Here is an 11,725-nt window from a genome sequence, read left to right as displayed (position 1 = left end):
TTCTTCGTCAAGTTCCAGTTTGAATGAAGTGACATTCTCCCCCAAACCGAAGAGTTTTTTGTCAACGCGAAGTTCAATCCGCTTTGGGTCAGGAAGATTTAAGATCGTCTCGTGATTTTTTGCATAACCGTAAGCGGTCTCACCATATTGAATCGGCTCAGAGTCATAAAAACCGTTGATGTAAGTTCCTTTGTGGTGCGTACCAGCTTTTTCTTCCGTATCTCCACGGAATCCAAGATTTCCGTTTCCTGTCGTAAACAATGTTTCGTTTCGGGCAGTGTCGTTACCGCCAAATTTCGTAGTCGAAAAAGTCATAAAATCTCCCAATGTTTTAAACCACAGATTACACAGATGTCACAGATTTTATATTTTGTAATAAGAAAGTCATCCGTAATAACACGAACGATTTTCTTATGACAAAAATTTAATCAGTGTAATCTGTGACATCTGTGGTTTATTTTTCATCTGTGTAATCTGTGCCATCTGTGGTTTATTTTTCAATTTTCTCTTTGAGCCATCTGACTTCATAAGGCGCGAGCAGCTGCTTCTGATGATTCCAGAAATTGCGGCCTGTGAGCAAGTCCGTGCTGTTTTCGCTCCATGCGTCAATCATGAACGAAGCCGGACTGTCGCTGAAATTTGCAACCACATGAATCGTTCCCCTGCGGAAAGCAAACACTCGGCTGTCCTGAATGTCGTAGAAGAAGATTTCGCTTCCGCCGAGCATTTCTTCGCCTTTTCGCAGGGCAATCACTTTTTTTACGAAATCCGCGACCATTTTTTGCGACTTGTATTTGCTCTTTCCGCTCCAGTCACTTTTGATTCTGTGAACCCAGCGGCTGTCTTCTTTTTTGCTTTTGTCGTCGCGGTAAGAATAATCGTTGAGCAAAGCCTTTTCATCGCCTGCATACAAAAGAGGAACACCAGGCAAAGCCATCTGAACGGCGTACATCATTTTCATACGGCTCACGGCCATGCGGCGAAGTTCTTCATTGTTGAGATTTTCTGCCTGCTCCAGGCCCGCCAGGCTCGCCATCGTGCCGCAAATTCGGCAATCGCCAGTGCTTGGATTGAGCTGGAATGGCTCACCGCTTGCAAAAGTGCCATCGAACCGGCCTGTGAAGAAGCGGTTCAAGAACTGCCTGTGATTAAAGCCGTTGATTCCAAGCCGTGCGGCATCCTCATCGCTGAAAGTCCAGCCAATGTCGTCGTGACAACGGATGTAATTTACCCACGCACAATTTTGAGGTACTGCCCAGCGATTTTTGAGCGACTCCGAAAGAAGCCTTGTGTCGCGTGTGGCAACAGTTGACCAGAAAAGTGCCATCTGGAGCGGATTATAGCTCAAATGGCATTCCGAGCCGTTGATGTATTTAATCACTTCGTCCGGGTGAACGATTGCCTCGCTCTTGAACTGCAAGCTCGGGCAGGCAATCGCCGCAACATACTGAAAGGCCTGAATCAGCGTGTGTGCCTTTGGCAAGCTCTCGCAAACCGTGCCCTTCTGCTTCCAAACGAAAGCAAGAGCATCGAGTCGGAGAACATCAACGCCAAGATTCGCGATAAAAAGCATTTCCTCGACCATCGCAAGGAAAACTTCAGGATTAGAATAATTCAAATCCCATTGGAACGAATTGAAGGTCGTCCAAACCCATTCATCGCGCTCTTTTAGATAAGTGAAAGAACCGCGGCGAACGGTCGGGAAAATCTCGCGCAAAGTGGCATTCCAGCTGTCCACTTCGGCCTTGTCTTTGTACATATAATAGAAATTCTTGAACTTAGGGTCGCCTTTGCGGGCCTTTTTTGCCCATTCATGCTCATCGCTCGTGTGATTGAACACGAAGTCAAGCACGAGCCGGATTCCGTTTTTGTGGAATTCAGAAGCAACGAGCTTTAAATCTTCGATTGTGCCGAGCCGTGGCTGAACCTTGCGGTAAGAAGAAATCGCATAGCCGCCATCGTTCTCACCTTTCGGGCAGTCAAAGAGCGGCATGAGATGAACATAATTCACGCCCAAATCCTTGAGATAAGGAATTTTTTCGATAAGAGCACGGAGATTTCCGGCAAACAAATCGACATAAAGCATCATGCCGATTGTTTTTTGAGAAAGGTACCATGGAACAGCCGCATTTGCGTCTGTTCCTAACGAGTTTTCTTGCGAAAACTCGACGACAGCTTCTTCATCCGCCTGAGCAAGATATCCAGTCTGCCGTTGAGCCGAAGCTTTCTTCATAATAGCTTCAAGCCGCTCCAGAATCTGATAAAAATCCCAGCGAGAACCGTAAAGTTCATACAATCGAGCCGTAAGCGCGGCCATATTCTGTTCAAGTTGTTTCTGATACATACAATGAAAGCCTTTCTTGTAAAAAAATCTGCCGCACGGATGCGGCGGAAAGCAAATTGACCGCAAGAATTTCAGGTCCAAAGAGACCTGAAATTCTTGTCACGACATGGATGTCGCTAGCCTTTAACCGAACCTGCGAGCAATCCCTTAACGAAGAATTTCTGCAAGCCCAAGAATACGCACAATGGAAGAATCATTGAGACGAACGCACCGGCTGTAAGCAAGTGCCAGTCTGTACCACGAGTTCCCGCCATGTTCATCAAGCGAACCGTGACGACCTGGACTTTCTGACCTGCACCCGAAAGGAATACCAATGCAACAAGCATATCGTTCCAAACCCAAATGAACTGGAAGATTGCGAACGAAGCGATTGCCGGAGCCGAAAGTGGCAGAATCAGGCGAACGAATGTCGTGAAGTGGCTCGAACCGTCAATGAAAGCTGATTCCAAAATTGAGCGCGGAAGGCTTGAAATGTAGTTGTACATCATGTATGTGGCAAGCGGAAGACCGAAGCCTGTGTGCGCAAGCCAGATTCCGAGATAACTTCCGTTGAGGCCAATTTTAGTGTAATCACGCAAAATCGGAATCAAAGAAATCTGCAAAGGAACGACCAAAAGTGCAATAATAATTGCGAACATGACATTCCGGCCTTTAAAGCTAAGCCATGCAAAACCGTAAGCCGCAGCTGCCGCAATCAAAATCGGAATAATTACAGAAGGAAGAGTTACAGTGATTGACGAAAGGAATGCCGAGAGCATCGTAGCTCCACGAACACTTGAAGTTCCTGTCGCATTTCCAACGCTGAACCTCTGTCCAAAAAGAACCTGATTGTAGTTGTCGAGGGTAAAATCCTTGAAGTTAGAGAATGCTTTCCACCAGCCTGTAGAAGATGCCGCATCCGGAGTTCTGAAAGATGTGACAAGAATTCCGACTGTCGGAAGCGTCCACAAGACACAGAAAACAACGAGAGCAATCGTGATGATAAGGGTTGGAAAAGAATGCTTGTTTTTTTCGAGACTTTTCATTTAAAGGCCTCCTTATTGTGGAATTCTTTGAGGTTGTACCAGATAACAGGGCTTACACCAATCAAAATCAAGATGGCGATTGCAGAACCGCGACCATAATTCTGGAAAGTGAACATCTGTTTGTACTGCTGGCTTGCCAAAACCTCTGTTCCGAACATACCGTTTGTCATTGAGTAAACAATATCGAAGCACTTCAAAGCAGCAAGAAGAATCGTTGTCGAAACGCTGATAATAGAAGCCTTGATATTAGGAATTACGATTTTTACGAGTGTTTTGAATTCGCTCGCACCGTCAATTCGGGCAGCCTCAAGCATTTCTTCTGGGACAGCTTTTAATGCCGCAGAAAGAACAACAAGCGCGAATCCGGTCTGAAGCCATACGAAAATTGCAATCAAGAAGAAATTGTTCCACTGAGGTTTTCCGAGCCAGTTTTGCGGCTCAAATCCCAAAGCTGTGACAATCGCGTTCAAAAGACCAACCTGCTCTGCCCCGCCGAATTTTGCAGCGTACATGAATTTGAAGATGACACCTGCACCGACGAGTGAGATTGACATTGGAAGGAAGATGAAAGTCTTTGCGCCTTTTTCGATTGTGCTTCGTTCAGCCAGAATAGCGACAACCAAGCCTATGAAAACGCTGAATCCAGTTCCGCAGACAAGCCAAATCAATGTGTTTCGGATTGAAACGAGCATCGAGCGGTCACTGAACAAGAATTTATAATTATCGAACCAAACAAATTTCGTGGAAGACTTGTCCATAAAACTCAAAAAGAGAGAACGCAATGTCGGAAGGAAAAGATACCAGCCCATAATCAGGACAGCAGGCCCGATAAAGATGTAAGGAACGATTTTATTGTAAATTTTTGTCGGGAAAATCTGAGCAAGCAAGTTAAAAGAATAAAAAATCAGAATGACAGAAGAGACACCCCAAATAATCGCTACCAGAGTTGTCGGAACTTGCGGCAGAATATTCGCCTTTAAAAGATTAAAACCGCTTCCAGCCACGATAACAGTGCCGATTACAACAAGAAAAGTCTTGATGATGTCAGACAAAGAAGCATAGCTTTTAAGCGTTCGTGTTTCAGCCATAATTTTCTCCTATCAGTCAGAATGTTGATTCAATTCATCAGCTGCAATAAAAACAGGCTCTCGGCAGGAACGCACCATTAGAATCCACGGTTGTGCGAAATAGGTATCTGACTCGCTACGCTCGCACGCACAAAGTGGATTCATGGTGCAACCCTGCCTACGCCAGTTTTTAATCAACTGTCAGCAAAATCAACATTCTGCCAAATCATAGTCTTGTATTAAATGCAACTGACATTACTGAGGCCATGTCTCATCAATAACTTTTAGACATGTCTTTGCATCTTCTGCTTTTGTTACATAGTTGACCATTCCAGTCCAGAATGAGCCTGAGCCTACTTCTGTTGGCATGAGGTCAGATGCATCGAAGCGGAATACAGTTGCGTTTACGAGAACTTTTGCGATTTCGCGCTCAAGGCTGTTTCCATAATCGTTGAAGTTCTGTGTTTTGTGTGGGAACAAAGCACCGCCGATTCTAGCCCATGGAGCACATGCTTCCCAAGTTGTAAGGAATTTCATGAATTCTTTTACGCCTGGCTTGTCTGAAAAAGCAACGAACTGGTCGCCACCGCCCAAGACTGGAGTTCCCCACTGTGGGTCAACACCTGGAAGAGCGAATACACCGACATTCTCTTCAAGATTTTTCTGAATTTCATCCTGCATGAAGCCTGTGATGAAGTTGCCCTGTCTGTGCATCATTGCTTTTGGTGGATTCTCGAAAAGCGGTTTGATTGCATCGCCGTAGTTCAAAGAAACGATGTTTGCAGAACCACCGTAAACATATTTGTCATTCAAGAAGATTTCGCCACAATATTCGAGAGCCTTAAGAACAGCAGGATCGTTGAATTTAATATCGTGATTTACCCATTTGTCGTATACATCAGGGCCAGCTGTTCGGAGCATCATATCCTCAAGCCAGTCTGTTCCAGGCCAACCTGTTGCGGCAGCAGACTCAAATCCGACTGTCCATGGAGTTACACCATCGCTGACCATTTTTTCTTCAAGGGCACGAAGCTCATCCCAAGTTGTTGGAATTGTATATCCGCGTTTTGCCCATTCTTTTTTGTTGTACCATACGAAGCTCTTTGCATTTACACGATGGAAGATTCCGTAGACCTGACCTTTGTGAGAACCAAGTTCCTTCCATACTGGAGCATAGTTTGCATCGATTGCAGAAACTACTTCTGAATCAAGAGGTTTGAGCCAGCCGGCATCAGCAAATCGTTTCATAGTTCCTGGCTGTGGGATAGCTGCGATGTCTGGAGGAGTATTAGCCTGTGTCTCAACCTGAATCTGAACCTCGAAATCCGGGCTTCCTTCATAAGTAACATGAAACTGAGGATTCTGCTCATTGAAAATCTTAACGATTTCCTGGAAACGAGCCTCTTCCTCACCACGGAAAGCACCTTCAATTCGGATTGTGTTATCCTCTGCTTTTGCAGCAGTTTTTTTCTCATTGCAGCCTGTCAAACCCAAAGCTACAATCGCAGCGCAAGCGGCAGTCATTTTTGCCACTGTTCCAACTTTTGAAATTCTTTTCATACAGCCCCCTTTAAGCTTGCTGAATAAGTCTATAAAACCCGACTATTTGCCGGTTGTTTCCCTTTCAATCACGGAGAGAGGAACTTTCATAACGACGCTTCCCCGCTCCCTGTCCTTAATCCGCTCCAAAACCAGCCGAGCCGCCATTCTTCCCGACTCTTCAAGGTTTTGATTGACGGAAGTTAATCCTATGTACTCCGCAATGTCGATGTTATCAAAACCGATTACCCGAATCTGATGCGGAATCGAAATTCCTTTTGTAAACGCAATCCGAATCAGCCGTGCCGCAATCACATCGCTCGAACAGAAAATACCGTCCGGCAAATCCTCCTGCTCCAAAAAGCGAGTGATTCCGACATCAAGATTTCCCTCAGAAAATTCTCCGAGCCAGATATGATTATCTGGAATCACGATACCGTTGTTCGCGCAGTAAAATTTGAATCCGCGAAGCCGTTCTTCCGTGGCACTAACCGCATACTCATGGGTAGATTTTTCGCCGATGAAGCCAGGCTTTTTGCATCCTTTTTCGCACAAGAACTGAGCCGCTTTTTGACCGCCGCTCAAATTATGAACGACCACGCAATCAAAATCCTCGTACTCATTCTCGACGAAGCAACTTGGGAAACTCGCCCCCCTCAGCATATCAAGCACAGAGTCGGAAAGTTTCACACAAAGAAGAATTAAGCCGTCAACTCGCTGAGTGTTCACAAGCATCTGAACATAATTGGCAAGGTCTTCCTCGGTATCAATCGAGTAAACGACCAGCTCATAATGTTCCGTGCCCAAAACAGCCGCGATTCCACGCAAACGCTCCATGAAAGACGGCTGCGTAAAGAATGGCGCGATAACTCCGATTTTTTTGTAGGAACTTCGGGCTTTTGCCACGGCATCGGCCTTTGGAACAAAATTAAGTTCCTTTATGGCAAACTGAACCCGCTCCCGCTTTTCCGGAGCAACACGGTCAGGCTCATTAAGCACACGAGAAACCGTGGCCGAACTTACCCCCGCTAATCGAGCAACATCATAAATTGTAGATTGCTTTGAAACTGCTTTCATGTAACTGGTTACATTATACACCAAAAAGTTTGACTGTCAACCGAATTTCTTTAAGAATTCCTTAAATTTATAAGAAATTTCTCCGCAAAATTGAAGTTTTTCTTAAATTTTGGTACTATCTTCAATCATGAAAGAACTCGAATTAAAGTACGGATGCAATCCAAATCAAAAGCCTGCAAAGGTTTATGTAGACGAAGGCGATCTTCCAATCACAGTTTTGAACGGAAGACCGGGATATATCAATTTGCTCGACGCACTCAACGGCTGGCAGCTTGTTAAGGAGCTTAAAGAGGCAACAGGTCTTCCTGCCGCAACAAGCTTTAAGCATGTTTCGCCGGCGGGTGCTGCTGTAGGAAAGCCGCTTTCTGACACACTCAAAGCCATTTACTTTACGGACGGCGTTGAACTTACACCGCTCGCTTGTGCTTATGCCCGCGCTCGTGGAGCAGACCGAATGAGCTCTTTCGGCGATTTTATTTCTTTGAGCGATGAATGTGATGAGGCTACAGCCCTTTTGATTAAAAAGGAAGTTTCTGACGGAATCGTTGCCCCAGGATATTCTCCAAAAGCCCTCGAAATCCTCAAAGCAAAAAAGAACGGAAATTACTGCGTTATTCAGATTGATCCAAACTACGTTCCGCCAGCAACAGAAGTAAAACAGGTTTTCGGCGTTAAATTCGAGCAGGGACACAATTTCTTGAAAATTGACGAGTCTTGTCTTTCAAACATTGTCACAAAAAACAAAACTCTCAGCGAAGACGACAAACACAATCTTATCATCGCGCTGATTACTCTCAAATATACTCAGTCAAACTCAGTCTGCTATGTTAAGGACGGTCAGGCAATCGGTATCGGAGCAGGTCAGCAGAGCCGAGTTCACTGTACACGCCTCGCAGGGCAGAAAGCCGACAACTGGTGGCTCCGACAGTCTCCAAAAGTTCTGGGCTTGCAGTTCGTTGACGGAATCAAGCGAGCAGACCGCGACAACGCAATTGATGTTTACATCGGTGAAGAATACGAGGATGTTCTTGCAGAAGGCAAATGGCAGAACATTTTCAAAGTTAAGCCAGAAGTTTTCACACGCGAAGAAAAACGAGCATGGCTCGACAAAAACACAAATGTAGCCGTTGGCAGCGATGCATTCTTCCCGTTCGGAGACAACATCGAGCGAGCAAGAAAGAGCGGCGTTACAGTTGTAGCACAGCCAGGCGGAAGCGTCCGTGACGATCAGGTTATCGAAACCGCAGACAAGTACAACATGGTAATGTGCTTCAACGGAATCCGCCTCTTCCATCACTAATTTGTAAGATAATACCCGCAAGGAGGCGGGTGATAAGCACAGAGAGAATTTTCGCAAGAAAATTCTCGTACGAATCAAAAATTACATGGATGTAATTTTTGTTCGACTGTTCCATCACTAAGGGTATTAGAAAAACAACTTATTTAAACCACAGATTACACCGATTACACAGATTATATATGTTTTTATTAAACGCTTTCGTATTAACACGAACGACTTTCTTAGTTCAAAACTTTAATCTGTGTTCATCTGTGACATCTGTGGTTATTTTTTTTAGACTTATGAAACAACTTTCTTCCTACACACATCTTCTCTTTGACCTTGACGGCACTCTTACTGAATCCGGGCCGGGAATCATGAACTCCGCACGCTACGCTCTTTCTCAATACGGAATCAACGACGTGCCAGACTCGACTCTGCGCAAATTCATTGGGCCGCCACTTATGGATTCTTTTCAGAACATGTTCGGATTTTCTGAAGAAAAAGCGCGGGAAGCTATGAAAAAATACCGTGAATATTTTGCCGAAAAAGGACTTTTTGAAAACTCTGTCTATCCTGAAATCCGCGAAACGCTCACGGAACTCAAAGCGCGGGGAAAACATCTTTTTGTAGCCACTAGCAAACCCGAAATCTACACGAACAGGATTCTTGACAAATTTGAGCTGACACAGTTTTTCGAGGACATTTGCGGAGCCGACATCGAGGAAACCCGCAGCGAAAAAGCAAAAATCATCGAATATTTGCTTGAAAAAAATCACCTTGAATCAGAACGAAAAAACGGCCAGATTCTCATGATTGGCGACCGTCTCCACGACATAATCGGCGCGCACAAAAACTCACTTCCGTGCTGTGCCTGTCTTTGGGGTTACGGCGACCGCAAAGAATTTGCCGAAAACAAGGCAGATTTTGTGATTGAAAAACCGGGCGAGCTTCTTTAAAATCGGAAATCCGAGCTGAAAGCCAGAGCTAAAACCTCACGCCAATCTGAATGCCGGTCGCTGCAGTGACGGAATCTCCAAGAGAAAATTCTTTGAGCGGAGCAACCCATTTATCTCCTACAAAAGCGGCCTCGTTAAATCCTTCGATTTTAAAATCAACGACTCCGGCACAGAAAAGCCTGAGCCGCCCCAGAACTTTCAGCGACAAGGAAGTTCGCCATTCCGGGATAAGGTTGAAATTATCTTCTTCAGTTCCGAGCCACACGCATTTCGCAAAAATCTCATTGTCCATTTTTATCTGAGAATAGAGAGTCTGCCTGTTTCCCAGCCCGAAAGAAACTTCTCCAGAGTCGCCAAAATCAATATGCCACGGAACCGTCATCACAGAGGCAAAAATATTTGAAGTTCCTGCATGGAAACCGACGGCAAATTTTCCATCGTTATTCACATTCGCTTCAGTAATCAGGCTGAAATCATTTCTTGGCCTGAGTTTGGCCTCTTTTATTATTTCCAATCCTTTTAAGTACGAAACTCTTTTCAAATCAATTCCATGATTTTCAAGAACCGCACTTCCGATATCAAACCTAGAAAGCTTATTAATGCTCAAATACGCTCTTTTTGGATCATCTTTTTCCAAAAGAACGCCCGCCGCATCAAAATATTCCGCCGTTACCAAAGCAGGAGTTGGAATCAAGGCTTCATCTGTAAGCACGATATGGAAATCCAAATTTGACGGATAACCAACTATGATATTTTTTCCAAGCGAAGGACAAAGAATAATCGGCAGCTTTATATCCGAATAAACGATACTTCCTTCAATCACCCGCGCAACCATATTATCTTCAGAATCAAAAACGGCAAACTCCTCATAGCCTTTGACTGTCACAAGAGAATAGCCCAAATCCGAGAACGCCTGATTTTCATCCAGAGCAAGCATGTACGCAAGATACAGCTGATTTGAGTGCATATCAGCAAGCGCAAGGGAAACATAATCAACAAGACCGTTCGTGCGGCGATTTAAATAGGAAATCATCCACGAACCAAAACCAGCCTTGCTTTTTTCAGTTTTTTCTTCAAGTTCCTTTGTCTCATTCTCCCCCTCTGTGTTTTTTTCAGGGAAGAATTTATTCATAAGATTGGAAGCTCTTGTGTGAAGAGCCGAAGCACCGTCATAATAATGCTCGACATCACCGCTCAGGTAAGAAATCAATTTTGTAACGACAATAGGAACAAAGGACCCGGTCGTGAAAGGCTTGTATTCCCGCTCAGCAATCTGCTTGTAAAGGTCATTGATTTTCGGAACATAAGATTCCATATAAGTAAGATGATTTGTATTCGTATCGTTGGCGAAAGCAAGCGTATGACCGTATTTTCTAAATTTCCACGAGCCACGATTAAGAGGAACTGTAGGCACGATGTCCTCAGCATTCACGATATTCCAGATAAATCCGTATTTTTCGCAAGTAACATCATCATCAGTCGTAACATTCGGAGAAGCAAAAGTATAGGTGTAAATATTCTCTGGCTTAAAAAAATTATCATCCAAAAGGAGTTTTGAAAGAAGATTAGAGACCGCAGCCCCGCGACTGTGCCCCGTCATAAAAAGAAATGAATCCGTCGGATCAATCCTGTGGCGGAGCATGTATGAAATGAGCGCAAGATGAACGATGCTAGCAGCCCTGGCAAACCCTTTGTGAATAGACTGCTGAATTTTCTCAGTATCATTGATGTTTAGATTTGAAAGCCACTCACTCGCATTGAGCGGAGTTCCCCGAACCACGACAAAAACAAGAGTCTGCTCGCCTTTTGAACTTCTGATTTTTTTGGAAGCGATTGAGAAAGCGCACTGATCAAAGCCCCAGAGTGCATCAGAATAATCAATGTTATAATGAGATTCAATATCAGCCTCGTTCACGCCGATTTTTTTATAAGCAGCGTAAAGCTGGCTCTGCTCAGGATTTTGCGCGACATCGGAATAAGCAGCCTCAGAAAAATAGCACGCGATTCTCGCAAGCTCATGTTTATATTCATAAGAAGATTTTTCGCCGAACCATTTTTCATTCCATTCGATAGGAACAGAAGTTTTTGCGACAGGAAATGCAATCGTTTCAGCAGAACCGTGAGAACTGAATAAAAAGAAGAAAGCCACCAGCAGCAAAAAAGATTTTGGCGGAGAAATTTTCATACTTAAGAAAGTTTACAGAAAGAACAGAAAAAAATAAAGCCACACAGCAGGAAAGAGCCGTGTGGTTCAGGGAAATGCCGCTCCGCTATGGAGCCCCGCAGTTGCCGTTTACGGCAATGAGCGTGAGCGAAGGGCGGAACAGCGGCAGCAAGTTGATTTGCGCAATAATTTTTTATGCAAAAATCGGGCGAACTTTGATTACGCCGTCAATTTCTTTGAGTGTTCCGAGTGTTGCTTCGTCAACTTTTCC

At 44.6% G+C, this 11,725-nt stretch carries 9 protein-coding genes and 1 pseudogene; 3 read left to right on the top strand and 7 right to left on the bottom strand.

What is annotated here, in order from left to right:
* From IJJ71_RS03875 to IJJ71_RS03850, 6 genes and pseudogenes are all read right to left on the bottom strand, one after another.
* A pseudogene (locus IJJ71_RS03875) lies at window positions 1–315 on the bottom strand (hypothetical protein); the annotation flags it as partial.
* A 175-nt stretch (window positions 316–490) separates the two neighbouring features.
* The gene (locus IJJ71_RS03870) at window positions 491–2,344 is read right to left on the bottom strand and encodes an amylosucrase (protein ID WP_296845424.1); all 1,854 of its coding nucleotides are present in this window, start codon (window positions 2,342–2,344) and stop codon (window positions 491–493) included.
* Between the two features lie 116 nt (window positions 2,345–2,460).
* Window positions 2,461–3,369 (bottom strand): carbohydrate ABC transporter permease, encoded by a 909-nt coding sequence (locus IJJ71_RS03865; RefSeq protein ID WP_296845423.1) that lies wholly within the window; start codon window positions 3,367–3,369, stop codon window positions 2,461–2,463.
* Window positions 3,366–4,457: a carbohydrate ABC transporter permease gene (locus tag IJJ71_RS03860; protein ID WP_296845421.1), complete on the bottom strand. Its 1,092-nt coding sequence runs from the start codon at window positions 4,455–4,457 to the stop codon at window positions 3,366–3,368. The genes IJJ71_RS03865 and IJJ71_RS03860 overlap by 4 nt, the downstream gene beginning before the upstream one ends.
* 234 nt (window positions 4,458–4,691) lie before the next feature.
* Window positions 4,692–5,996, bottom strand: a complete 1,305-nt coding sequence (locus IJJ71_RS03855) for an ABC transporter substrate-binding protein (protein WP_296845420.1) — start codon at window positions 5,994–5,996, stop codon at window positions 4,692–4,694.
* Window positions 5,997–6,038: 42 nt separating this feature from the next.
* On the bottom strand, window positions 6,039–7,052 hold the full coding sequence (locus IJJ71_RS03850; protein WP_296845419.1) for a LacI family DNA-binding transcriptional regulator: 1,014 nt from the start codon (window positions 7,050–7,052) through the stop codon (window positions 6,039–6,041).
* 127 nt (window positions 7,053–7,179) lie between these two features.
* Here IJJ71_RS03850 and IJJ71_RS03845 point away from each other — a divergent pair, with 127 nt between their 5' ends.
* Both IJJ71_RS03845 and IJJ71_RS03840 read left to right on the top strand, forming a co-directional pair.
* Window positions 7,180–8,352, top strand: coding sequence for a phosphoribosylaminoimidazolecarboxamide formyltransferase (locus tag IJJ71_RS03845; RefSeq protein ID WP_296845418.1), 1,173 nt, complete (start codon window positions 7,180–7,182; stop codon window positions 8,350–8,352).
* 281 nt (window positions 8,353–8,633) lie between these two features.
* Window positions 8,634–9,290 carry an HAD family hydrolase gene (locus tag IJJ71_RS03840; protein WP_296845416.1) on the top strand — a complete coding sequence of 219 codons (657 nt, stop codon included), beginning with the start codon at window positions 8,634–8,636 and terminating at the stop codon, window positions 9,288–9,290.
* 28 nt (window positions 9,291–9,318) lie between these two features.
* On the opposite strand, the gene IJJ71_RS03835 is transcribed toward IJJ71_RS03840, so the two are convergent.
* Window positions 9,319–11,475: a lipase family protein gene (locus tag IJJ71_RS03835; protein ID WP_296845414.1), complete on the bottom strand. Its 2,157-nt coding sequence runs from the start codon at window positions 11,473–11,475 to the stop codon at window positions 9,319–9,321.
* Between the two features lie 59 nt (window positions 11,476–11,534).
* Between IJJ71_RS03835 and IJJ71_RS03830 the strand changes: the two genes are divergently transcribed.
* Window positions 11,535–11,725, top strand: a 191-nt coding sequence (locus IJJ71_RS03830; protein ID WP_296845412.1) for a hypothetical protein, incomplete at its 3' end; no start/stop codon positions are given.

This window comes from Treponema sp. (genome assembly GCF_017430385.1).
Classification (GTDB): Bacteria; Spirochaetota; Spirochaetia; order Treponematales; family Treponemataceae; genus Treponema_D.
The sequence above is the reverse complement of the archived record's forward strand: the minus strand, read 5'-3'. Positions and strand labels throughout refer to the sequence as shown.

Excerpts from the sequence above, each read along its gene's own strand:
- IJJ71_RS03865 (WP_296845423.1), bottom strand. The coding sequence starts at position 3,369 with ATGAAAAGTCTCGAAAAAAACAAGCATTCTTTTCCAACCCTTATCATC.
- IJJ71_RS03840 (WP_296845416.1), top strand. The coding sequence starts at position 8,634 with ATGAAACAACTTTCTTCCTACACACATCTTCTCTTTGACCTTGACGGC.
- IJJ71_RS03835 (WP_296845414.1), bottom strand. The coding sequence starts at position 11,475 with ATGAAAATTTCTCCGCCAAAATCTTTTTTGCTGCTGGTGGCTTTCTTC.
- IJJ71_RS03870 (WP_296845424.1), bottom strand. The coding sequence starts at position 2,344 with ATGTATCAGAAACAACTTGAACAGAATATGGCCGCGCTTACGGCTCGA.
- IJJ71_RS03855 (WP_296845420.1), bottom strand. The coding sequence starts at position 5,996 with ATGAAAAGAATTTCAAAAGTTGGAACAGTGGCAAAAATGACTGCCGCT.
- IJJ71_RS03860 (WP_296845421.1), bottom strand. The coding sequence starts at position 4,457 with ATGGCTGAAACACGAACGCTTAAAAGCTATGCTTCTTTGTCTGACATC.
- IJJ71_RS03845 (WP_296845418.1), top strand. The coding sequence starts at position 7,180 with ATGAAAGAACTCGAATTAAAGTACGGATGCAATCCAAATCAAAAGCCT.
- IJJ71_RS03850 (WP_296845419.1), bottom strand. The coding sequence starts at position 7,052 with ATGAAAGCAGTTTCAAAGCAATCTACAATTTATGATGTTGCTCGATTA.